A 20,600-nucleotide genomic window follows, 5' to 3' on the forward strand; every position below is an offset into this window, starting at 1 on the left:
GCGAGCGCCCGGCAGGAGGCGATCCGCGAACGGTCCGATGTTGAGACGATTCTTTGCGATTGGTTCGGCTCGGCGCCAGCCGGGGCGTTCATCACTGCCGCGGACCTCGTCGGCCTGCTGCAGGAGAGGCTAGGCCGCACCAACGGCTACGCCCCGGCGATGCGCCGGCTCGGTTTCTACGACGCGTCGCACCGGATTCCGCCGGAGATGACACCACGGGCCATCTGGCGGCGGGGCGGGGCGCCAACTCACCGGTACCTTCCCGGCCACGATGCGATCGGCCGGAAAATTCCGCATCTGCCTCCGCAGTTGTCTCCTTTGCCAGGGCGCGCACCCCTAGACGAATAATTGAGGACCCCGGCCATTTTCCGGGGTCTTTTTTTGTAACCCGTAACCGCGGGCCAGAAGCGGCCGATTACATCTAAGTCATTGATCTGACGATATTGTAATCGATGTAACCATGTAACCAACGACTCTCTTAGAGGACAAATAGAAGAGCCGAACGACATATTGCGGAGCGTAGCGGTACGTTGTGGTGCCGCTCGTCCTATGTGGAAGTGCCCTGGTTACGGTTACAGCGGTTACGTGGTTACGGCGGAAATTCCCGCGGAATATTCGAATTTTTTGGCGGGCCAGCGGTGCCCCTGGCGAACGCCCCATGAAGCGCGGCTGCCAAGTCGACGAACGCAGATAGGTCGCACCGAGTCAGTTTCGGTACAGATCTCGGCGGTAGCGTCGCCGCCATGGACCTGAAACGAATCTTTCGACGCACCGAGGTGAAAGCCCTCGACACGAGTCTGCTAGAGCTTCTCGGCGGCACCGCCGGAGCGACCTCCGCAGGCGTGCCGATCTCGCCGGCAGGGGCTCTTCGTGTGCCGGCGGTCGCATGCGCGGTGCGTGTGATTGCCGAAGCCGTCGCAACGCTGCCGCTCGTGGTCTCGCGCGTCGCGCCGGATGGAAGTCGCGCACCGGTCCTTGATCATGTCGCGGCGAAGTTGCTCGGCGGCGACGTTTGCCCGTGGGCGTCCGCTAGTGACTTCCTGCTCGCGATGACCGCGGACGCGCTGCTTCACGATGACGGCGGCCTTGCGGTCGTTACGCGTGTCAGCGGCGAACCGCGCGAGCTGATTCGTTATCGACCGGGTGTGGTGTCGGTCGCGTACGACGTGAACACCGACGAGCCGACCTATTCGATCAGCGGAGCGCCGCTCGATCCGGCCGATGTCATTCAGCTCCGCTCGCCGCTCGGTCGCGCTCCGGTGTCGCTCGCGCGTGAAGCCATCGGACTCGCGCTCGCGCTTGAGCAGCACGGCGCGCGGCTCTTCGGCAACGGCGCCCGACCGTCTGGAGTGCTGTCGCTCGATCCGAAGGTGCGGTACTCGCCGGAGACCGTCGCGAACATGCGGGCTGCGTGGCTCGCCGCGCACGGTGGCGCCAAGAGCGGCGGCACCGCCATCGTTCAGGGCAGCTACAGCCCGATCGCCCTAACGTCTGTCGATGCCCAATTCCACGAACTGCGGCAATTCCAGATCCTGGAGATCGCCCGCGCGTTCCGAGTACCGCCGAGCATGCTGTTCGACTTGGCGCGTGCGACATGGAGCAACATGGAGCAGTTGAGCCGCGAGTTTCTCGTGTACTCATTAGGCCCTTGGCTTCGTGCGTGGGAAGGCGCGTTGCGCCGCGCGCTCCTGACCGATGAAGAGCGCGCCGCCGGCCTGACGATATCATTCGAGACTGACGACCTGACAGCGGCGGACATCAGCGCGCGAGCTGTCGCATATTCGAGTCTGATTAGTTCGCGTGTCCTCAACCCGAACGAAGCGCGCAGGTGGGAAGGCCTCCCGCCGTACGCTGGTGGCGAGGCCTTCATCAATCCGAATATTGCGACGTCAACGGCGGGGGTGCAGTCATGACCAATCGTTTCGAGGTCAAGGCGTCGCTTGCCGTTGACGACGCCGGCACTATTGCCGGGCTCGCGTGGCCGTTTGGAACGCCCGATCGCGTCGGCGACATGATCGAGCCCGGCGCGTTCAAAGGCGCATCGGCTCCGCTGCCGATGCTGGCGTTCCACAATCCGTCCGCGCCGGTGGGAACGTGGAACAGCATCACGGAGAAAGCGGACGGTCTGCACGTTAGCGGTCGGCTTCTGGTCGATGACGTGGAGCGAGCGCGGGAAGTTCGTGCGTTGGTGCGAGCCGGTGCAATTACGGGCCTGTCGATCGGTTTCTCGACTCGCAAGGCTATCACCCGCAAGGGCGGCGGTCGGACGATCAAGTCGCTCGATTTGGTGGAAATCTCTCTGGTCACAATCCCAATGCACCCCGGCGCTCGCGTGTCTGGAGTGAAGTCTGCCGAGGCCGCTATCGCGCTTGCCGAGGCGATCAACCGGGCCGCGGCGGCCCTCAAGGTGAGGAACTGAAAAATGGAGAACTACAACCCCGCAAAGCTCATCGAGTTGAAGAGCGACGACGGCACTGGCGATGATCCAAACGCCATCGTCACCAAGGCGCTGGACGATCTGCGCACCACGGTCGACGAGCGACTCAACGCGGTCGAAGCGAAGGCGGCCGACTTCGACAAGCACGGCAAGCGCCTCGACAACCTTGAAACCAAGATCGCGCGTCCGGCTGTGAGCAAGGGCAAGGTCGACGACGAACAGGGAGCATTCGAGAAAAAGGCGTTCGGCATCTTCTTGCGTAAGGGCCATCAGGCGCTCGGCGCTGACGAGGTCAAGAGCCTCCGTGTGGCCGACGATTCGTCGGGTGGCTATCTCGCGCCGGCCCAGTTCGTCGCCGAGGTGGACAAGAACATCGTCCAATTCTCGCCCATCCGCGAGGCTGCCCGCGTTGGTTCCACGGCGAGCGGAAGCGTTCTTCTGCCGAAGCGCACCGGGCGGCCCACTGCATCGTGGGTCGGTGAGACCGAGGCGCGGTCGAGCACCGAGTCGGCCTACGGGCAGACCGAGATCCCGATCGATGAGATCACTTGCTTCGTCGATGTCAGTAACCGCCTGCTCGAAGACTCTGCAGTAAATATCGAGGCGGAGGTCGGGCTTGACCTTGCGGAAGAGTTCGGCCGGGCTGAGGGTGAAGCCTTCGTCACCGGAAACGGTGCGAAGAAGCCGCTCGGCATTCTGAACGACCCCGGCCTATCTTACACGCCCGGTGGTGACGCAGCTCTTATCAAGGCCGATGGCCTGATCGATCTGTACTACGCCCTCGCACCCTTCTATCGAACTCGTGGCGTGTGGATGTGCAACGGCAAGACTCTTGCGACGCTCCGGAAGCTCAAAGATGGGCAGGGAAACTATCTTTGGCAGCCGGGCCTTGCCGGTGGTCAGCCCGATACGATCCTTGGTCGACCCGTTGTCGAGGCTGTCGACATGCCGGACATCGCCGCGAATGCATTTCCGGTCCTGTTTGGCGACTTCGCGTCAGGCTTCCGGGTCTACGACCGGGTCGCGTTCAGTCTCATTCGCGACAACCTGACTCAGGCAACGCTCGGTATCACGCGCTTTCACGCCCGGCGTCGCGTCGGCGCCCGCGTTACGCGGTCCGAGGCCATCCGTAAGCTCAAGATCGCGACGGCCTAAGGGGAGGATCAGAACATGCGTGACCATGCCCATAACATCCTTGCGAAGCGGGTTCTATCGCCCGCTTCGGTAAGCGACAACACCGCTCAGGTTGGTCAGATCATCGACCGCCTCGGTTTCGAATCGTTGACGTACATCATCAGCACCGGTTCGATTGCCGATGCCGACGCGACTTTCGCGGTGCTGCTCGAAGAGAGCGATACCGCGAACATGGCGGGCGCGGTGGCCGTCGCCGACGCCGACATGATCAGTCAGACAGCCGGTACGGCGCCCGAGACGGCCGCGGGCTTCCTGTTCGACGCTGACGATCAGGTCCGGAAGCTCGGCTACATCGGCAACAAGCGGTACACGCGCCTGACGATCACCCCGACCGGCAATGCCAGCGCTGCGCTGTTGTCGTCCGTGGCGATCCTCGCGCGTCCGGAGAACTCACCGGTGACGCAGGTCGCGGCGTAGCAGGAATAGAGGTCGCGCGATCCGGCCTCTAACTCCCGAAGCTGGGTGGCACCAGCAGATCGTTGTCAGCAACTTGACTCGGGGCGAGATGCCCCGAGTCCCTTTCCGAGGAAAAGCCAATGAGCGATCCCGTCGTATTGATTCTATCGAGCACCGGCTACCGCGGCGGCAACGGCCTCCCGGCGCCGATCCTCGTTGGTCGATATAAGAGTTGCGTCACCTACGAGGGCGCGGACCTCACTGGTTCCTGGACAGAGATCACGTTTCCCGCGCCGTTCAGCAAGGGAGACGGTGACGTTCTGACGATCTATGGCCGAATGGGCGTATTGGTTTACGTTGGCGAGACGACGCCGGCCGTCGGCAGTATGGCCGCATGGCAAACAATAGCGGATCTGCCACTCCAATTGGGCGTCTTCGCCGGGGATCGCGTGTTCATCCGCAATTACATGAGGCCGTGATCATGCCTGTTCGCGCTCCCCGAATCTGCTCGTGCGGTCGTGTCGTCGCCAGTGGTGCGACGTGTTCGTGTACGCGCATCAGGAAGGCAGAGTCCGACGCATGCCGCCCCAATGCGTCCGCGCGTGGGTACGATGGCGTGTGGCGCGCAGAGGCGAAGGCGTTCCTTCGCGCGAACCCGACGTGCAAGCGGTGCGGTGCGCCGGCAACGCTGGTCGACCACTTGATTCCTCACCGTGGCGTGTCGCGGCTCTTCTGGAACAGGTCGAATTGGCAGCCCCTATGCACCACATGCCACAGCCGGGCGAAGCAGGCGGCCGAGAAGCGGCGCGCATGGGCCGTCAACGGAGCGCCGGAGGGCACCCCCGGGGGTGGTCGCGGACTTGCGCCCGGGGGCAGCCGACCGGTGGGGGTCCACAGCTCGATAAATCGCCGAAATGAAGTTTTTGGTTGCGAGGTGCTGCGATGACGGCCGCGAACCTGCCGACACTGGCCGACCTGAAGGCGCAACTCAACATCACGGATGACGCCGACGACACGCTTTTGACCCGCGTGCTCGGCGCGGCGGTCGGGTACGTGGCGAAGCTCTGCCCCGACAGCTTCGCCGACACGGCCACGGTGCCGGAACCGGTAAAGCACGCGACGCTCATGCACGCCGCAGCACTCTACGAGAACCGCGAAGCCGCAACCTACGGCACCGGCGCCATGGAAACGGCTCCCCTCGGCTTCGACGACCTCATCGGGCCTTACCGTGGGTGGGCCTTTTGATGGCGAACGAGGGAACCCGGGAACGGTTGCGGAAGCGCCTGGAGGCGATCCCGAAGGCGGTGCGCGAGGCGGTCGGGCCGTCGCTTCTCGCCGCCGCGGACGACATGGCGGATGCGATGCGGCACCTCGCACCGCGGGACACGGGCGCTCTGATCGAATCGATCGAGGTCACCGGACCCGGTGAGTCGACACCGGCTTACTCGCAGCCGGGCGGCGCCCACGTGGTTCCGGAGAATGCAGCCGCGATCACGGCCGGGAACACCGCGGTTCGGTACGCGCATCTCGTTGAATACGGCACTACCTCGGCTCCGGCACAGGCGTTCTTCTGGCCAGCGTACCGGCTCTATCGAGCGAAGGTGAAACGGAAGATCGGTCGTGCAATCAGCAAGGCCGTGAAGAGTACCAAGGGAGAATGACATGTCGAATCTCACTTTGACCATCAATGGCGATCTCGTCGAGTTGACGCCGACTCTGGAGGCGGGGCTCGCGCTGAGCGACAAATACAACGGACTGATTCCGGTCGTCGAAAGGTTGAACTTCGGGCAGATCGAGGTTGCAATCGACGTACTGTATTGGGCATTGCCCCTCTCTCGCCAGGAGCGGTTTACGACGCTTCCGGGTCGGCAGGTAGAGGCCGCCGCGGCGAAGGTTCTCGGCGGTGCTTTCCGAATTGCTCCGTCGAGCTTCTCGATCACGAGAGAGAAGGCTCAGGAGCTGTCCGACATCGTCCAGGACCTGGGCATGACCGCCGTGGTTCCGACGCTGGTCCGGTTCACAATCGCCCTAATGAATGGCGGCAAAGTCAAGGAGTCGATCGCGGAAGCGATCGAACCGGCCCATGTCTGACGGCCTGGCTGTGCAGCTTCAGACGGCGGTTGTTGCGCGGCTTCGTGCCGCGCCGGCCGTCGTCGCGCTATGCCCAGCCGACCAAATTGTTGACCGCAGCTCTCGGCCGGAGACGGACGTTCTCGTGGTCGTGGGCGAGGATCAGATTGTCCGCGAGGATGTGACCCTCGCGGACAACTATATGCACGCCTTCATCACGTTGCATCTGTGGCACAAGGCCGAAGACCTCCGACTGGTCAAGAACCTCGCCGACGCCGTGCGGAGCGCGTTGCGATCGGGGGTGACGATCGGCGGTGGTGAGGTTTCGCAGTGGCGTTTTCAGGGCTCGCGATTCCTCCGTGATCCGGGCGGAGAGTACGCGCACGCCGTGGTCACGTTCGAGTCGTTGATCGCGGAGGCGGTGTCATGAAGGCGGGGACACTTGATCGGACGATCACCGTCGAAGGTGTGACGACGGCGCCGAGCAGCACGGGCGCGGTCGCCGAGACGTGGTCCACGTTCGCCACTCTCCGGGCGCAGATGGTCCAGGCGTCCACAGAGGAATTTCAACGCGCGTACGGCGCCAGCACCGAGACGGCGATCGTGTTCCGGACTCGGTACGTTGAGGGGGTCACGCTCGCGCATCGCGTCGTGTACGGCGGCGAGGTTCACAACATGAAAGAGATCAAGGAAATCGGGCGGCGCCGCGGACTCGAGCTGCGGTGCGAGCGGGTAGGTGTGTGATGGCCCGCGGTCGGAAGCCCACATTGAAGCCGGTCGACGGCGCGTTGCGGCGTGTGCCGGTGGCGCCGCGCAATCTGACTGATGAAGCGAAGGCAGAATGGCGCCGGGTCGCACCGGACCTCGTTCGTCGGAAGGTGCTGACGGTCGACAATCTGTCTCTGCTTGAGTCGTACGCAATGGCCATCGGGATGGTGAAGATCAGCGCAGACACGCTGCGGGTCGAAGGGCACGCAGTGCCGACCGCCAAAGGCGGCATGCAGCGACATCCGGCCGTGCAGACGATGCGCGAGTTTATGTGCGAGGGCCGGCGCTTGGCCGCGGAACTCGGCTTGACCCCGACCAGTCGGAACAAGGTCGGGGCACCCACGGAGGATCAGGACGATGATCTTGCCGACCTGGGTGTTTGACAACTCACCGATACCTGACCCTCTCGGTTACGGCGAGCGTGCAGTGCGTGCCCTCCGGGCGCTGCGGCATCCGAAGTCGCGCCTTGCAAAGAGGGCGTTCACTCTCGATCCGTGGCAGGAGCGGATTGTCCGCCGAGTCTACGGTCCGTGTCATCCTGACGGACGGCGCATTGTGCGGAACGTCGTGATGCTCCTACCGCGCGGCAACCGCAAGACGTCGCTCGGCGCTGGGTTGGCCTTGCTGCATACTATTGGCCCCGAGAAGATTCCTGGTGGTCAAGTCGTGTGCGCGGCATCGGACCGCGAGCAGGCGCGAATTGCTTTCGACGAGGCGGCCGGCATCATCCGCGAGGATCCCCGCATTGCCTCGCGGGTCCACATGCTCGATTCGCAGCATCGATTTCGTCACGTCGCGAGCGGCGCAGAGATGCGGGCCATCTCGTGTGACGCGGCGCGTGCGCACGGCGGCACACCTAATTTCGCTCTAGTCGACGAGCTGCACGCGTGGCTGAAACGCGACCTTTGGGACGTGATCCGAACTGGACTTGTGAAGGTGCCGGGGTCGCTGATGGTCGTGATCACGACGGCCGGCCGTGGGCAAGAGAACGTCGCGCACGATATCGTTGACTACGCGCGCAAGGTAGCACGCGGAGAGATCGACGATCCGGCGACGCTGCCGATCTTGTTCGAAGCGCCTCGCGAATGTGACTGGCGAGACGAGGCTGTTTGGCGGGCTGTAAATCCGGGCCTGTCGCACGGCTATCCCGACATTGAGGGTCTTCGCCAGCTTGCGCGCGAGGCGGAGAGTCGGCCGGCGGACCGTGAGGCGTTCCGGCAACTTCATCTCAATATTTGGCTCGATCACTCGGCGGACCCGTTCGTCGATATGATCGTGTACGACGATGGGGCGGCACCGGTCGATCTTGACGCCCTCCGGAACGAACCGTGTTGGCTCGCGGTCGATCTGTCGAGCAACAGTGATCTGACTGTGATCGTGGCGTGCTGGCGCGACGGAGCCGGCGGCTACATTGTACACCCGTGGTTCTTCTGCCCGGAAGACAACCTTCGCGCTCGCGCGGATCGTGACAACATTCCTTATCCGATATGGGCGGACGAAGGACACATCATTCCGACGTCCGGGAACGTCGTCGATTTCCGAGCAGTCGAGGACACGATTCGTGATCTCTGCGCCGAGTACCACGTGCGTGAGGTCGCATTCGATCCGCACCTCGCGCGCAACATGCTAAACAACCTGCTAGACGACGGATATCCCGCGGTTGAGATGCGGCAAGGCTGGATCACGATGGCGCCGGCTATCAAAGAGCTGGAGCGCGCGATAGTTGGTCGGACGTTCCGGCACGGTGGCCATCCGGTGTTGCGGTGGAACTTCAGCAACGTCGCGGTCGAGACGGATAAGGCCGGCAATCGGATGTTCCACAAGGGGAAGAGCCGCGACCGAATCGACGGCGCAGTTGCTGCGGCTATGGCCGTTGGGCGCGCGAGCGCTGGCGAGGGTGGCAGCTTATTTGAATCGGCGGACTTCGATCCCGCCATGTTCGTGATGTAGGGGAGAACCGCCATGGCTGACGACACCGAACGTCTGATTGTGCTACTCGAAGCCAAGATCGATCAGTTCGAGAAGAACCTCGCGAAGGCGTCGCGCTCTGCCGATCAGGGATTCGGCGGGATTGAGAAGCGGGCCGCGAAGGCTGCGGACACGATCTCGGCGAATCTCGGCAAGGCGGCTGAGGGCGTGACCGGGGTGTTCAAAGGCTTCGGGTCGAACTTTCTCGGTGCCGCCGGAATATCCGGACTCGGTCTGTCGGCGTTGCTGGCGACGGCGATCAAGATCAACGGGGAACTGGCGAAGCTTCCCGGGCTCGCGCGGACCGCTGGGATCTCTACCGACCGGCTCCAGGAAGTGAAGTTCGCCGGAGCATTGAAGGGGGTCGACAATGAGGCATTCGTAACGTCGCTCGGCGAGTCAACGAAGTTGCTCGATGAGGCACAGCGGAACGTCAACAGCCTGTCGCGCCTGTTCAATGCGAACGGGCTCAGCATCCGTGATCAGAACGGACAACTGATCAAATTCGATCAGCTCTTGGAGATCGCCGCGAAGCTGATGGTAAACACGCGAACCGAGCAGGAGAAAATCAAAATCGCCGAGATGTTGGGTCTGTCGCGCGAGTGGATCGGTGCGCTGCGTAACGGTCCTGAGGTGTTCCGGAAGTCGGCGGAAGGCGCACACGATGCGGGAGCTGTGATCGACTCGCAGATCCTGGATAAGGCGAAGACATTCGAACGGCAGTGGGGCGAAGCCGTCGTGAAGTTCAAGGCTGGCTTCACCTCGGCACTGGTCGACTTGGCAGATGCGTTCGGGGACTTTTGGGAGAAGCTTATCGTGGATGTTCCAGGAGCAGGATTCATCCGTGACAAGTTGCGCGAGTGGGCCGGCGGTCTGGACGGCATGTCCCTTCCCGAGTTGCGGGAGACATTGAAGCGCTCTGTGGAACAAGGGCTCGGGGACATTGAGGTTGCCCGGATTCAGGCCGAGATCGACCGGCGGACGAAGAGCAATCCGCTCACAGTCACGGTCACCCCGGAGGTGGCGGGCGACAACAAGTCCACGGTTGTGCCGCAGGATAAGCAGGATAACCCCTTCCGGAGCGCGGTGTTCGAAGCGCAGAAGCGCATTGCAGCGACCGACGCCGAGACGCGATCAATCGGCCTGAACAGCGAAGCGCGCGAGCGGGCGAAGCTTGTGGCCGATCTGGAATCCGCCGCGAAGAAGGCGAACACCGAGGCGGGATTCCAGAACGCGACTGTGACCGACGAACAGCGGGTGAAAATCAACGAGCTGGCCGACGCCATGGAAGCCGCAGCCCGGAAGCAGCGACAGGCCCACGCTCAACTTTTGCAGTTCGCAGTGGACGGTCGCGACTTTACGAAGTCCTTCGATCAGGTCGCGGTCTCCGCGTTCAGCGGGTTTGAGAGCGCAATCGCGTCTGTCGTGACCGGCACGAACGACGCGAAAGCCGCCTTCAGCAACATGGCGACGTCCATATTGGCCGACCTCGCGAAGATGATTATCCGGATGCAGATCACGGCGCCGCTTGCCCAAGCGCTTGGGGGCGTGATGACGGGGACCGGCTTTTCCGGCGGCGGCCTTGTCCAGGTTCCGAAGTTCGCGAGCGGTGGGGCGGTCAGCGGACCGGGTAGCAGCACTTCGGATTCGATCCCCGCGATGGTGTCCAATGGCGAATACATCGTCAACGCAGCGGCAAGCGCGAAGCATCGGGGGCTTCTGGAGGCGATCAACACCGGGAAGGTTTCCAGGTTCGCGGATGGTGGAGTCGTTCGTGGATCCTCGGCGTTCAACGCACAGACGATCGCGTCTCCGGCTCTCCAAATCAACAGCGTCGTGAACAACAACACCGGTGGGTTTGCCACGGTCGAGCAGCGGACGGGCAGCGACGGTTTCACGATCGAAACAGTCGTGAACCTCGTCAACGCGGGCATCGCCGATCAGACATCGCGCGGTCGCGGGCCGCTGTCTGGCGTGGTCAAGCGGCAAAATAGATTGAGAGGGTAGGGCGTAGATGTAGACAGTAAACACGGCTGTTTACTGTCTACGTAGAAGTACGTAGTCTAACGAATGGTGTTCGCGCACCAGAAAGGTACGATCGTCCTCGTGAGTGAAGAGGGGGACGAACTACCATGTTCATGCAGATTTCGGTGCCGGCTCTGCCGGGTGCTGCCTTCGAAGACCGGCAAGCCTTGATCGACCACTTCCACACCGATGCGGAGATCGAGCGCGCTCTTGCGGCCTACGCAGCGGACGGGTGCGAACCGGCCCTGTGGGAAGACCTGGGGCGGCTCGGCTTCGACCGCGACGAGATCGCGGCGCTTGCGGCGGCGCCGGGGAAGCGGCCGGCGCGGTGCTATATATCTGCTCTTGACGGATAGTTGGTACCCGATATTCTCCCCTTGCGCCTGCTGATCGTACTATCGAGCGTAGGGCGCTATCGCCGGGCCGAGTTCGCCGACAGTCTGCCCCGCGAGCCGCATGGCAACGCAACGGATTGGCAATCCCCAATCTAATTGCGCCATGGAGGCGACTACATGACCACTCTCCAGTCTTCGAAATACAATCCATCTCGCGGCGGGCGGGCGCCTAACGACCTTCATGCAGGGTTCGATGACGCTGTACAGGCTGTTCTTGCGTGGGATAACGGGCAGCCGGAACCCGCTGTTGAAATCCGCGGCAGCGATATCTCCGTTAGAGAGATCTGTGGGTTGCTGTGGAACTGCACCGACTTTCTGCCCGCTGCCGTGTGCGCCGATCTCAACGAAATGGACGACGAATTTCCGCTGCGTGGTGCGAGCTATGCTCGCGGCGCACGATGCCTGAAGGCAATCATCTCGACGACCTAGGGCCGTTAGAGAGTGGCGAATCAACTTTCAGCGGGCCGTTAAGGCGGCCCGCTTCATCTTTCTCGTAATTCCGGGAGGGGCACAATGGAGATAAATGAAGGGGCAAAATCTCCCGGTGTTCTCGGGGAATTTGCTCGCATAATAAGAGAGCAGCTCGGCGATGACAACGACTTGTTGAAGCAGTGCATTTCTGACTTGCACAGCTATGAACGGCAAGCGCACCGAAACCATTTTGAAGCGAGAATGGAGTACATAAAACAACGAAACGCCATTGCGCAAAACCAATTCAATGGATTAAAGGACTATGGATTACAAACTCTGCGTTGGTTGTTTTTGCTCAATGCTGGTGCCATTGGTGTAATACTTGCGTACACTGGAAAGCTGGCAGTGGCATCTACTGGATTGTTGACCGTGTCGTTAATTCCGTTCGCGGCTGGGTGTATCTGCGTGGTGATGGCTGGATTGTTCGGGTTTCTGAACTTCTCTTATTTTGATGCTGCTCAGCCCTCGCCGGAACAACTGCATTTGTTTATGGACCCGGAATCCAAGAAGTGGCCAGCAGCGCGCTTTCAGAGTGAGCATGAAACCGGAGTCGAGTTTCATAAGCGTTTCGGGTGGCGAATTCGTTGGACTCGTATAGCAGCGATCGTTTCTGGGTTGTTCGCTTGTTTGTTATTCATTGTGGGCGTAGGGCTCGTATGCTGGGTAGTGTCGTGGGCGGTGGGGGAGCCTCCGAAAGTTCCCTAAGGCGCACAAAGGGGCGATTTCTCCCTCACCCCCGGGTAAGTCTCTGATCTGGCTCGGAAGGTGACTTCGTCACCGCCCACCACGCCACATGCGCTGTGCGTCGCGCAGTGCGTCGGATGGGTGAAGCCGCAGGCGATTCCCATCAAGCCCGGGCGTGGGAGCGATGGGTACCGCCTGCGGCCACCCATCCTACGGCCTACGCTCGCTGCCGCTCGACCAGGTAGCGGACCGCGAGCGCGATGTGGCGGGGGATCGGCTTGTCCTTGCGGTATCCGGCGACGAGCCGGCGGGACACTTCGAGTTGCGCCGCCATGCCGTCCAGCGTCATGTCGAGATCATCCATCGCCCGGCGGAAGTCGGCATTGTCGAAGGCGATCGGTGGCAACTGGTCGAGCCAGATCGCCGAGAAGTCCAGCCCCCCGTCCCACTCGATCGCATCGCCGTGCGCACTGACGCGCAGCGTGCCGAACAGCGCATCGTCGGTTCGGAGCGGAATGTAGATGCGGCGGCTGTCCAGCGCCGGGGCCAGATCGACGGTCCTGGTCTCGCCCGAGCGCCACGTCACCGCGACCTTGCGGCCGTCGAGCGGCGTCGCGGCGGCGATCCGCGGAAGGGCGGGGCCGACCCGGACGACCTCATCGTTCGTTGAGGCGCTTCCATTCATGCTCCAGCGTCTCCCTGTTCTTGGTCGCTCAGTCGAGGGCAACGGCGAGGCTGCGGCGGTCGATCGAGCCGGCCACGACCGAGAGGTCGGAGAGGCGGATCAGCGCCTCGTGGTCCGGCGTTACGATGTGGAAGTGGGGCGGGTTGTGATCGTCCGCGAACATGCGGATCAGCACGTTTCCGAGTGTCGCCAGCGTCGGCATGTCCCGGCTCCCCATCCGGTCATCCGAATTTAGTGCACCCAATGCACTATGTCTAGCGATCGAGTGCACGTGCTGCACTGATATCCGGATTGCGCTGCTCCGCCCGGGCCGGCGCCTCGGCCGCATCCTTCGAGGCCCGGCTTCGCCGGGCGCCTCGGGATGAGGGGCGAGGTGGGACGCCGGGTCGAGGTCGAAGACGATCGCCGACGGGGCGGCCCAGGCCTCATTACTCCGCCGCCGGCTACGTCTCCTCCGTGATCGCATCGACCCGGTCGGGGTAGAAGGCGAGGTGGTTCTGGATCGGGGCGACGGCCTCGTAGGGGGACTCGTAGCTCCACACCGCGTTGGTCGAGCGGGGGCCGCCGGCCGGGATGCTGAAATAGCTGCAGTCGCCCTTGTAGGGGCAGTAGGTGGCGTGGTCGGTGCGGGTCAGCAGCGTCATGTCGACGTCCTGGCGCGGAACGTAGTGGACGGGCGGGTAGGCGGCCTCGCGCAGCGTCAGGGCCGCGCGGGTGTCGGCGATCACGCGGCCCGCGACCGTCACGACGATGCGTCCGGGGTGGGGCGTGATGGTGATGGGGTGGTCGGCTCCGGGCCGCTTCACGGCTCTCGCGGTCGCTGCCATGGCGGGTGCTCCTGTTCGGTTCGCCATGGTAACGCGGCCGGCCCGGCGGCGTGCCGGCGCGGCCGTGGGCCTCACCCGATTGTGCGTGCGGTGCGAGACGCGGCCGCGACGCTGCGTCGGGCCGGGCGGTGGTTCCCCTCGCCGCCGCCGGTGCGCTAGACTGAGCGGGCGCCGGGAACTTTCGGCCGGTCCGACTCTTACGCGAGATGCGCGTCGTCGGGCCGGGGCCCGGCGTCTGCCGGTGCGAACCGCAGTGTCGAATTCCGGGCCAGAACCAGACATCATGACCGACCGTCCCGCCGACCGGCTCGCCATCGCGGCCGCCCAGCTCAACCCGACCGTCGGCGACGTCGACGGCAACGCCGAGAAGGTGCGGCGCGCCCGCCGCGAGGCGGCCCAGCAGGGCGCCGATCTCGTCGCCTTCCCGGAGCTGTTTCTCGCCGGCTACCCGCCCGAGGATCTGGTGCTCAAGCCGGCCTTCCAGGCGACCTGCCGGGCCACCGTCGAGGCTTTGGCGCGGGAGACCGCGGACGGCGGCCCGGCCGTGCTGGTCGGTACCCCCTGGGCCGAGGACGGCAAGCTCCACAACGCCTATTGCCTGCTCGACGGCGGCCGCGTCGCCGCGGTGCGCTTCAAGGTGAACCTGCCGAACTACGGCGTGTTCGACGAGCGCCGCGTGTTCGCGCCGGGCGCACTGCCGGGTCCGGTGGACGTGCGCGGGGTGCGGCTCGGCGTGCCGGTCTGCGAGGACATCTGGACCGAGTGGGGCGCCTACGAGGACGTCGTCGAGTGCCTGGCCGAGACCGGCGCCGAGATCCTGCTGGTGCCGAACGGCTCGCCCTACAGCCGCGACAAGGGCGACCAGCGCCTCGCCGTCGCGGTGGCGCGCGTCACCGAGAGCGGCCTGCCGCTGATCTACGTGAACCAGGTGTGCGGCCAGGACGAGCTGGTGTTCGACGGCGCCTCCTTCGCCCTCAATGCCGACCGCTCGCTCGCCTTCCAGCTTCCGGCGTTCCGCGAGAGCGTCGTCACCACCGTGTGGGAGCGCGGCGCGTCCGGCTGGCGCTGCGCCGAGGGGCCGGTGGCGACGCTGGAGGAGGGGGACCGCGCCGACTACGCCGCCTGCGTGCTGGGCCTGCGCGACTATGTCGAGAAGAACCGCTTTCCCGGCATCGTGCTCGGCCTCTCGGGCGGCATCGACTCGGCGCTGTGCGCCGCCATGGCCGTGGACGCGCTCGGGCCCGAGCGGGTGCGCTGCGTGATGCTGCCCTATCGCTACACGGCCGACGTGTCGAAGACCGACGCCGCCGCGGTCGCCAAGGCGCTCGGCGTCAAATACGAGATCCTGCCGATCGCGCCGGCCGTGGAAGGGCTGGAGCAGGCGATCGCGCCGCTGTTCGGCAGCCTGCCGCGCGACGTGACCGAGGAGAACCTCCAGGCCCGCGCCCGCGGCGTCATCCTGATGGCGGTCTCCAACAAGTTCGGGCTGATGGTGGTCACCACCGGCAACAAGTCGGAGATGTCGGTCGGCTACGCCACGCTGTACGGCGACATGAACGGCGGCTTCAACCCGATCAAGGATCTCTACAAGACCGAGGTGTTCCGCCTCTCGGCGCTGCGCAACGCCTGGAAGCCCGAGGGCGCGCTCGGCCCCGACGGCCGGGTGATCCCGGAGAGCATCCTGACGCGGCCGCCGACCGCCGAGCTGCGCGAAAACCAGACCGACCAGGATTCGCTGCCGCCCTACGAGGCGCTCGACGCCGTGCTGGAACGCTTGGTCGAGCGCGAGGAGCCGATCGCCCGCATCGTCGCCGACGGCTTCGATCGCGACATGGTGGTGCGGGTCGAGCGCATGCTGAACCTCGCCGAGTACAAGCGTCGCCAGGCGGCCCCCGGCGTGAAGGTGACGCTGAAGAACTTCGGCCGCGACCGGCGCTATCCGATCACCAACCGGTTCCGCGACCCCGGCGTTCCGGTGCCGCCGCCCGAGAACGCCGCCCCGAAGGCGAACCGCCCGGCGGCGGCGAAGAGCACGGCGATGGATTTTTAGGCCGGGGTCGACGTCGTCCGGCCACGCGCGACATCCGCGTCGGACGACGACGATGGGCCGCGCCCCTCCGCAGGCTCAGGCGGAGGAGGCGCCGTGCTCGTCGTCGCTCTGATCGCGCGACTGCAGGGCGCGCCGCAGGCGCTCGTTCTCGCGCCGCAGGACCTCCATCTCGTCGCGGACCGGCGCCAGCACGGCCTGCAGCTCGGCTTCGGAAAAGCGCGGCGTAATGTGCTGCGGGCAGTTCCAGTCGAACGCCTCGACCGTGATCAGGACGAAGCGCTCGATGCGCCCTGGATAGTCCGGGACGGCCAGCAGCGGTCCGAGCGCCGGGTCGCTGTCGGGATCGACGATGCGCATGCGGCCGAAGATTTTGAGGCGCCGCCGATGCGCGTAGTCCATCAGGAACAGCGACACCCGGTCGTTGGCCGTGACGTTGCCCGTGGTGATGTACTGCCGGTTGCCGCGGAAATCCGCGAAGCCCAGCGTCGCGTCGCCGACGGGCCTCAGAAAGCCGGGCGGCCCGCCGCGGAACTGGACATAGGGCCAGCCGGTCTCGGAGACGCTGGCCAGATAGAAGCCGTCGCGCTCGGCGATGAACTCGCGCTCGACCTCGCCGAGGCTGTCCTGCCGGGGGCCCTCGTCCGCGCGTCGGCGTTCGCCGAGACGCGTCCACTGGGCCGCGCTGCCGTAGTGCGCCTGCGCAGCCGTCACCGACGGCGTCGAGGCGATCTCCAGATATCGTCGGCTCATGTGCGTGCCGTGACTCCGCCTGTGGCCGCGCCGGGCGCGCGGTGCCGCTTCAGGTCTGCAACGCCCAGTCCGCCGGCTGCCACCGCAACTGCCCCCGGTCGATGCAAAGCTCGGCGCCGGGATCCTTGCTCTGCCGGCCGACGACCAGCCCGCCCATGTGGTCCTCGTGCATATGCGTCACGATCACGGCGTCGATCTGGTCCGCAGGCCGATCGCGGCGAGCGCCAGCCGTAGCGCTCCGGTTATGGAAGCCGCGCGGACAGGCGCAGCGATGTCACCGCGGCTGTACGGGTCGAGCCGCGCTCGACCCCGGCCGTCGCACGACAGAGGTCGGCTAGCGGGCCTGGCCCGGCACGTAGGTGGGGCCGACACTGCGGATCTGGCCGGTGCGCGGCTCTTCGGTCGGCGAGGCGTCCGCGGAGGGTGCGGCGGCGCCGGCCGGGGCGGGGGTGCCCGGCTTGCGCTCGGTCCGGATCGGCCGGCCCTGCGCGTCGGTGCGGGGTTGCGCCATCGCCTTGGAGCGCTCCTCGGTGACGACGATGTCGCCGCGCTCGATGGTGTTGTCCTTCTGCACGCCCAGCGCGTCGGCCCAGCTCTGGCCGGGCTTGCGGCAGGTGCACGCCTGGTCGAGCGTGGTGCGATACTTGAAGGCGGTCGGCAGATCCCGGTAGGAGTGGCCGGCGAGCGACACGGCCTGGCCGACCTCCTCGCCCGGATTGCGGTGGGTGAAGAGCTGGACCTCGGCGGCCGGGCACAGGCGCTGGCAGGTCTGCTCGTCGTCGGCGAAGCGCGACTGGTTGGTCTGGAACGAGATCGGGAAATAGTAGCCGTCGCAGGTGCGCACGCACAGCGTCCGGAACGTCGAGGCCTGCAGGCCGTCGGGCGAGGGCAGGGCCGGATTGCTGCCGAACAGGCCACCGAACAGGCCGCGGTTCTGGCTCGCCGCCGCCTGGTACTGCGGCCCGCAATTGTTCTGGGCGAGCGCCGCGATCAGGGTCTGCTTCTGGCTCTCGAGCTCGCCGCCGCCCTGGACGCGCTGCATCTCGGCTTGCGACCGGGTGATGCGGTCGCGCGTCTCCTGGATCTGGCTGTTGAGCGGGCGGCACTCGGCCGGCTGGTTGCTGAACAGCGAGAACAGCGGGTTGCTCTCGCAGCCGAGCCGGCGCGCCTGGGCGATCATCCGGTCCAGATCGCTGGACTGGCGGGCGATGGCGTCCTCGTAGCGGCGGGCCTGGTCGTTGCGGGTCGGATCACCGCCCCGGTTGATCATGCCGAGCTGGTTCTCCAGCCGCGCGCAGACCGGGTTCTGGCCGTAACCCTGCTGCTGGGGATAGCCTTGCTGTTGCTGGGGGTAGCCCTGCTGCGGATAGGCCGGCGGCGGATAGCTCTGCGCCAGCGCCGTCCCCGTGGCGGCCGCCAGGACCACGAGACCCGCTCCGAGCCGGCGACGCCAGCCTGCCCCAGTGACCATTCCGCCCCTCGTGCTCGCAGCCGTCGACCGGCCTGTTTTCGAAGCGCGTTCAGCCAGGATGTCCCGGTTCGCACCGGACCGCGCGCCGCTTCCGAATCCGCGAAGAGAAGCGCTGGAATGGTGTCCAAAGTGTGGATCGGCGCCGTCCCGGACGGCAGCGTCGTCGGCCGCTCGGGAGGTGGACGGGGACGCTCAGGGTGCCGTCAGCGGGCGCATTCGATGGCGACGAAGTCGTCGCAGGTGGCGCCGCGGCAGCCGGCGACGCCGGGGGCCGAGCCGGTGATCTCGTCGCGCTCGACCTTGCGGAAGGATATCGCCTGCTTGAAGTCGCGCTGCTTGCACAGCGCCGTCGCCATGGCGGTGCCGCAGCGCGCCCCGGTCGCCAGGCACTGGTCGATGCCGTAGCTGTCGGCATTGCTGGTGAGGATGAAGATCCGCTTCTCGGCCTGTGCGGCCGACAGGCCGGCCAGAAGGCTCACGGCGAACATGACCAGGAACAGGGGCCGCATGGGCGTGCTCGATCCATTCTGAGGGCGACGGCACAGACGGCCGGTCGGACGCGGACCCGCCTGACGTGCATGCGCGGCTAAAATGCGACGGTATCTCTTAAGGGGCCGTTAACTCCCAAGGCAGCGCCGCGACCGTGGCGCCGGAGCCACAGGTCCGGCTACGCCGGGGCGGATTCCGGGCTATGCCGGAGCGGCCCAAGGGCCGCGCCGGCCGGCCCCCGGACGCCGGTTCCACGGCCCTTGACGGGACCGCCGCGCTTCACCATTGTGCCGGCCCATGAACGGCCATCACGCCCATATCGGCATTTGCCGGGGGATTATTCGCTAGCGGTCTCCGCTGGCTACGGCCGTCTTGTCCTCTTTCCAGACAAACAGACGCCGGGCCAGCGCGGGCCCGACTCGGGAGTCGGCCGCAGTGCGGCGCCGCATGGTGCGGCGTGAGACGACGCGCCGGGCGCCGGCGCGGCAGGGGACAGGTCATGGAACTGAGGCTGTACGACACGCTCTCGCGGGAGAAGCGGACCTTCGTCCCGCTCGATCCGGCGCGGGTGCGCATGTATGTGTGCGGTCCGACCGTCTACGACTTCGCCCATATCGGCAACGCCCGGCCCGTCATCGTCTTCGACGTGCTGTTCCGGCTGCTGCGTCACGTCTACGGCGACGACCACGTCACCTATGTCCGCAACATCACCGACGTCGACGACAAGATCAACGCGCGCGCCGCCGAGCGGAAGATCACGATCCGCGACCTGACCGAGCAGACCTATGCCGAGTTCAAGGCCGACGTCGCGGCGCTCGGCTGCCTGCCGCCGACGGTCGAGCCGCGCGCGACCGAGCACGTCGCCGAGATGCGCACCATCATCGAGAGGCTGATCGCCTCCGGCCACGCCTATGTGGCCGAGGACCACGTGCTGTTCTCGGTGCCGTCGATGCCGGGCTACGGCGCGCTGTCCAAGCGTCCGCTCGACGAGATGATCGCCGGCGCGCGCGTCGACGTCGCGCCCTACAAGCGCGACGCCATGGACTTCGTGCTGTGGAAGCCCTCGAAGCCGGGCGAGCCGGGCTGGCCGTCGCCCGCCGGCATCGCGGTCGAGGGCCGGCCGGGCTGGCACATCGAGTGCTCGGCGATGAGCTGGAAGCATCTCGGCGAGACCTTCGACATCCACGGCGGCGGCATCGACCTCGTGTTTCCGCACCACGAGAACGAGATCGCCCAGTCGTGCTGCGCCTTCGACACGAGCGTGATGGCCAACACCTGGATGCACAACGGCTTCCTGCAGGTGGAAGGCGAGAAGATGTCGAAGTCGCTCGGCAACTTCGTCACCATCCGCGAGGTGCTGAAGGACTGGCCGGGCGACGTGGCGCGGCTCGCGATGCTGTCGACCCATTATCGCCAGCCGATCAACTGGACCCTGAAGGGGCTCGAGGAGGCCCACAAGGCGCTCGCCTCGTTCTTCGACGCGGCCTCGGCCGACGCCGACCCGCGCCCGGCGCCGGCCGTGCTGGAGGCGCTCGCCGACGACCTCAACACCCCGATGGCGCTCGCCGCCATGCACGGGTTGAAGAACGCCGCCGGCCGAAAAGCGCTGGCCGGCACGCTCGCCTTCTTCGGCTTCCGCCCGGCCGAGCTGACCGCCTGGGAGGCCGCCCACGCTCCCGCGCCGCCGATCCCGGCCGAGCAGATCGAAGCCAAGGTCGCCGCCCGCATCGCCGCCCGCAAGGACAAGAACTGGGCCGAATCGGACCGCATCCGCGACGAGCTCCTGGCGCTCGGCATCGTGCTGAAGGATTCCAAGGACGGCACGACGTGGAGCGTGGCGCGATGAGCCCCGACGTCGTCGAGCGCTCGCCCCGACCGCCGGTTCCCTCTCCCCTCGCGGGAGAGGGTGCCCTTGCGAAG

Annotated in this window: 27 protein-coding genes; 20 read left to right on the top strand and 7 right to left on the bottom strand. The window is 65.5% G+C overall.

Annotated elements, in window-relative coordinates:
* The 18 genes from CH341_RS35230 to CH341_RS33640 all read left to right on the top strand — a co-directional run.
* A partial coding sequence (locus tag CH341_RS35230) for a hypothetical protein (protein ID WP_210208259.1) occupies positions 1–348 on the top strand: 348 nt, incomplete at its 5' end.
* 395 nt (positions 349–743) lie between these two features.
* Positions 744–1,913, top strand: a complete 1,170-nt coding sequence (locus CH341_RS11445) for a phage portal protein (protein WP_111419161.1) — start codon at positions 744–746, stop codon at positions 1,911–1,913.
* Positions 1,910–2,419 (top strand): HK97 family phage prohead protease, encoded by a 510-nt coding sequence (locus tag CH341_RS11450; protein ID WP_111419162.1) that lies wholly within the window; start codon positions 1,910–1,912, stop codon positions 2,417–2,419. The genes CH341_RS11445 and CH341_RS11450 overlap by 4 nt, the downstream gene beginning before the upstream one ends.
* A 3-nt stretch (positions 2,420–2,422) precedes the next feature.
* Positions 2,423–3,592: a phage major capsid protein gene (locus CH341_RS11455; protein WP_111419163.1), complete on the top strand. Its 1,170-nt coding sequence runs from the start codon at positions 2,423–2,425 to the stop codon at positions 3,590–3,592.
* Between the two features lie 15 nt (positions 3,593–3,607).
* Positions 3,608–4,048 (top strand): hypothetical protein, encoded by a 441-nt coding sequence (locus tag CH341_RS11460; protein WP_111419164.1) that lies wholly within the window; start codon positions 3,608–3,610, stop codon positions 4,046–4,048.
* A gap of 119 nt (positions 4,049–4,167) precedes the next feature.
* Positions 4,168–4,506, top strand: coding sequence for a hypothetical protein (locus CH341_RS11465; protein ID WP_111419165.1), 339 nt, complete (start codon positions 4,168–4,170; stop codon positions 4,504–4,506).
* A gap of 2 nt (positions 4,507–4,508) precedes the next feature.
* Positions 4,509–4,973, top strand: coding sequence for an HNH endonuclease (locus CH341_RS11470; RefSeq protein ID WP_111419166.1), 465 nt, complete (start codon positions 4,509–4,511; stop codon positions 4,971–4,973).
* Positions 4,970–5,272, top strand: a complete 303-nt coding sequence (locus CH341_RS11475) for a head-tail connector protein (protein ID WP_111419167.1) — start codon at positions 4,970–4,972, stop codon at positions 5,270–5,272. Before CH341_RS11470 ends, CH341_RS11475 begins: the two co-directional genes overlap by 4 nt.
* Positions 5,272–5,688 (top strand): HK97-gp10 family putative phage morphogenesis protein, encoded by a 417-nt coding sequence (locus tag CH341_RS11480; protein WP_111419168.1) that lies wholly within the window; start codon positions 5,272–5,274, stop codon positions 5,686–5,688. Before CH341_RS11475 ends, CH341_RS11480 begins: the two co-directional genes overlap by 1 nt.
* Position 5,689: 1 nt before the next feature.
* The gene (locus tag CH341_RS11485) at positions 5,690–6,118 is read left to right on the top strand and encodes a hypothetical protein (protein ID WP_111419169.1); all 429 of its coding nucleotides are present in this window, start codon (positions 5,690–5,692) and stop codon (positions 6,116–6,118) included.
* The gene (locus CH341_RS11490; RefSeq protein WP_170149579.1) at positions 6,111–6,527 is read left to right on the top strand and encodes a DUF3168 domain-containing protein; all 417 of its coding nucleotides are present in this window, start codon (positions 6,111–6,113) and stop codon (positions 6,525–6,527) included. The genes CH341_RS11485 and CH341_RS11490 overlap by 8 nt, the downstream gene beginning before the upstream one ends.
* Entirely contained in the window at positions 6,524–6,841 is a 318-nt protein-coding gene (locus CH341_RS11495) for a phage head closure protein (RefSeq protein ID WP_111419171.1), read from the top strand. Before CH341_RS11490 ends, CH341_RS11495 begins: the two co-directional genes overlap by 4 nt.
* A gap of 23 nt (positions 6,842–6,864) precedes the next feature.
* Complete coding sequence (locus tag CH341_RS11500; RefSeq protein ID WP_245431001.1) at positions 6,865–7,248, top strand: phage terminase small subunit P27 family; 384 nt, start codon at positions 6,865–6,867, stop codon at positions 7,246–7,248.
* Positions 7,223–8,815, top strand: a complete 1,593-nt coding sequence (locus tag CH341_RS11505) for a terminase large subunit (protein WP_111419173.1) — start codon at positions 7,223–7,225, stop codon at positions 8,813–8,815. The genes CH341_RS11500 and CH341_RS11505 overlap by 26 nt, the downstream gene beginning before the upstream one ends.
* Before the next feature lie 12 nt (positions 8,816–8,827).
* A complete protein-coding gene (locus tag CH341_RS11510; protein ID WP_111419174.1) occupies positions 8,828–10,840 on the top strand; it encodes a phage tail tape measure C-terminal domain-containing protein in 2,013 nt (670 codons plus the stop codon).
* A 125-nt stretch (positions 10,841–10,965) separates the two neighbouring features.
* Positions 10,966–11,214 (top strand): hypothetical protein, encoded by a 249-nt coding sequence (locus tag CH341_RS11515; protein ID WP_111419175.1) that lies wholly within the window; start codon positions 10,966–10,968, stop codon positions 11,212–11,214.
* Positions 11,215–11,370: 156 nt separating this feature from the next.
* Entirely contained in the window at positions 11,371–11,682 is a 312-nt protein-coding gene (locus CH341_RS33635; RefSeq protein ID WP_146604441.1) for a hypothetical protein, read from the top strand.
* Positions 11,683–11,766: 84 nt separating this feature from the next.
* Positions 11,767–12,429, top strand: coding sequence for a hypothetical protein (locus CH341_RS33640; protein ID WP_146604442.1), 663 nt, complete (start codon positions 11,767–11,769; stop codon positions 12,427–12,429).
* Between the two features lie 196 nt (positions 12,430–12,625).
* On the opposite strand, the gene CH341_RS11520 is transcribed toward CH341_RS33640, so the two are convergent.
* From CH341_RS11520 to CH341_RS11530, 3 genes are all read right to left on the bottom strand, one after another.
* Entirely contained in the window at positions 12,626–13,093 is a 468-nt protein-coding gene (locus CH341_RS11520; protein WP_111419176.1) for a DUF2442 domain-containing protein, read from the bottom strand.
* A 28-nt stretch (positions 13,094–13,121) separates the two neighbouring features.
* Positions 13,122–13,295 (bottom strand): DUF4160 domain-containing protein, encoded by a 174-nt coding sequence (locus CH341_RS11525; RefSeq protein ID WP_245431002.1) that lies wholly within the window; start codon positions 13,293–13,295, stop codon positions 13,122–13,124.
* Positions 13,296–13,536: 241 nt separating this feature from the next.
* Complete coding sequence (locus CH341_RS11530; protein WP_111419177.1) at positions 13,537–13,920, bottom strand: DUF427 domain-containing protein; 384 nt, start codon at positions 13,918–13,920, stop codon at positions 13,537–13,539.
* A 283-nt stretch (positions 13,921–14,203) separates the two neighbouring features.
* Between CH341_RS11530 and CH341_RS11535 the strand changes: the two genes are divergently transcribed.
* Positions 14,204–15,970: an NAD+ synthase gene (locus CH341_RS11535; RefSeq protein WP_111419178.1), complete on the top strand. Its 1,767-nt coding sequence runs from the start codon at positions 14,204–14,206 to the stop codon at positions 15,968–15,970.
* 75 nt (positions 15,971–16,045) lie between these two features.
* Here CH341_RS11535 and CH341_RS11540 read toward each other — a convergent pair whose 3' ends face one another.
* The 4 genes from CH341_RS11540 to CH341_RS11555 form a co-directional block, all read right to left on the bottom strand.
* The gene (locus CH341_RS11540) at positions 16,046–16,720 is read right to left on the bottom strand and encodes a pyridoxamine 5'-phosphate oxidase family protein (RefSeq protein WP_111419179.1); all 675 of its coding nucleotides are present in this window, start codon (positions 16,718–16,720) and stop codon (positions 16,046–16,048) included.
* A 49-nt stretch (positions 16,721–16,769) separates the two neighbouring features.
* Positions 16,770–16,907 carry a hypothetical protein gene (locus tag CH341_RS36420; protein WP_425376175.1) on the bottom strand — a complete coding sequence of 46 codons (138 nt, stop codon included), beginning with the start codon at positions 16,905–16,907 and terminating at the stop codon, positions 16,770–16,772.
* A 147-nt stretch (positions 16,908–17,054) separates the two neighbouring features.
* The gene (locus CH341_RS11550; RefSeq protein WP_111419180.1) at positions 17,055–18,191 is read right to left on the bottom strand and encodes a DUF2865 domain-containing protein; all 1,137 of its coding nucleotides are present in this window, start codon (positions 18,189–18,191) and stop codon (positions 17,055–17,057) included.
* A 203-nt stretch (positions 18,192–18,394) separates the two neighbouring features.
* The gene (locus CH341_RS11555) at positions 18,395–18,700 is read right to left on the bottom strand and encodes a hypothetical protein (RefSeq protein ID WP_111419181.1); all 306 of its coding nucleotides are present in this window, start codon (positions 18,698–18,700) and stop codon (positions 18,395–18,397) included.
* Between the two features lie 479 nt (positions 18,701–19,179).
* On the opposite strand from CH341_RS11555, the gene cysS reads away from it, so the two are divergent.
* Entirely contained in the window at positions 19,180–20,526 is a 1,347-nt protein-coding gene (gene cysS / locus CH341_RS11560; protein ID WP_111419182.1) for a cysteine--tRNA ligase, read from the top strand.
* The last annotated feature ends 74 nt before the right edge of the window (positions 20,527–20,600 follow it).

Origin of the sequence: Rhodoplanes roseus (assembly GCF_003258865.1) — a bacterium.
Taxonomy (GTDB): domain Bacteria; phylum Pseudomonadota; class Alphaproteobacteria; order Rhizobiales; family Xanthobacteraceae; genus Rhodoplanes; species Rhodoplanes roseus.

Coding starts and splice junctions, on each gene's coding strand:
- CH341_RS11535 (WP_111419178.1), top strand. CDS start 14,204: ATGACCGACCGTCCCGCCGACCGGCTCGCCATCGCGGCCGCCCAGCTC.
- CH341_RS11495 (WP_111419171.1), top strand. CDS start 6,524: ATGAAGGCGGGGACACTTGATCGGACGATCACCGTCGAAGGTGTGACG.
- CH341_RS11485 (WP_111419169.1), top strand. CDS start 5,690: ATGTCGAATCTCACTTTGACCATCAATGGCGATCTCGTCGAGTTGACG.
- CH341_RS11450 (WP_111419162.1), top strand. CDS start 1,910: ATGACCAATCGTTTCGAGGTCAAGGCGTCGCTTGCCGTTGACGACGCC.
- CH341_RS11550 (WP_111419180.1), bottom strand. CDS start 18,191: ATGGTCACTGGGGCAGGCTGGCGTCGCCGGCTCGGAGCGGGTCTCGTG.
- cysS (WP_111419182.1), top strand. CDS start 19,180: ATGGAACTGAGGCTGTACGACACGCTCTCGCGGGAGAAGCGGACCTTC.
- CH341_RS11475 (WP_111419167.1), top strand. CDS start 4,970: ATGACGGCCGCGAACCTGCCGACACTGGCCGACCTGAAGGCGCAACTC.
- CH341_RS11555 (WP_111419181.1), bottom strand. CDS start 18,700: ATGCGGCCCCTGTTCCTGGTCATGTTCGCCGTGAGCCTTCTGGCCGGC.
- CH341_RS11540 (WP_111419179.1), bottom strand. CDS start 16,720: ATGAGCCGACGATATCTGGAGATCGCCTCGACGCCGTCGGTGACGGCT.
- CH341_RS11470 (WP_111419166.1), top strand. CDS start 4,509: ATGCCTGTTCGCGCTCCCCGAATCTGCTCGTGCGGTCGTGTCGTCGCC.
- CH341_RS11525 (WP_245431002.1), bottom strand. CDS start 13,295: ATGCCGACGCTGGCGACACTCGGAAACGTGCTGATCCGCATGTTCGCG.
- CH341_RS33640 (WP_146604442.1), top strand. CDS start 11,767: ATGGAGATAAATGAAGGGGCAAAATCTCCCGGTGTTCTCGGGGAATTT.
- CH341_RS11465 (WP_111419165.1), top strand. CDS start 4,168: ATGAGCGATCCCGTCGTATTGATTCTATCGAGCACCGGCTACCGCGGC.
- CH341_RS11445 (WP_111419161.1), top strand. CDS start 744: ATGGACCTGAAACGAATCTTTCGACGCACCGAGGTGAAAGCCCTCGAC.
- CH341_RS11505 (WP_111419173.1), top strand. CDS start 7,223: ATGATCTTGCCGACCTGGGTGTTTGACAACTCACCGATACCTGACCCT.
- CH341_RS11515 (WP_111419175.1), top strand. CDS start 10,966: ATGTTCATGCAGATTTCGGTGCCGGCTCTGCCGGGTGCTGCCTTCGAA.
- CH341_RS11455 (WP_111419163.1), top strand. CDS start 2,423: ATGGAGAACTACAACCCCGCAAAGCTCATCGAGTTGAAGAGCGACGAC.
- CH341_RS11490 (WP_170149579.1), top strand. CDS start 6,111: ATGTCTGACGGCCTGGCTGTGCAGCTTCAGACGGCGGTTGTTGCGCGG.
- CH341_RS11480 (WP_111419168.1), top strand. CDS start 5,272: ATGGCGAACGAGGGAACCCGGGAACGGTTGCGGAAGCGCCTGGAGGCG.
- CH341_RS11460 (WP_111419164.1), top strand. CDS start 3,608: ATGCGTGACCATGCCCATAACATCCTTGCGAAGCGGGTTCTATCGCCC.
- CH341_RS11530 (WP_111419177.1), bottom strand. CDS start 13,920: ATGGCAGCGACCGCGAGAGCCGTGAAGCGGCCCGGAGCCGACCACCCC.
- CH341_RS33635 (WP_146604441.1), top strand. CDS start 11,371: ATGACCACTCTCCAGTCTTCGAAATACAATCCATCTCGCGGCGGGCGG.
- CH341_RS11510 (WP_111419174.1), top strand. CDS start 8,828: ATGGCTGACGACACCGAACGTCTGATTGTGCTACTCGAAGCCAAGATC.
- CH341_RS11520 (WP_111419176.1), bottom strand. CDS start 13,093: ATGAATGGAAGCGCCTCAACGAACGATGAGGTCGTCCGGGTCGGCCCC.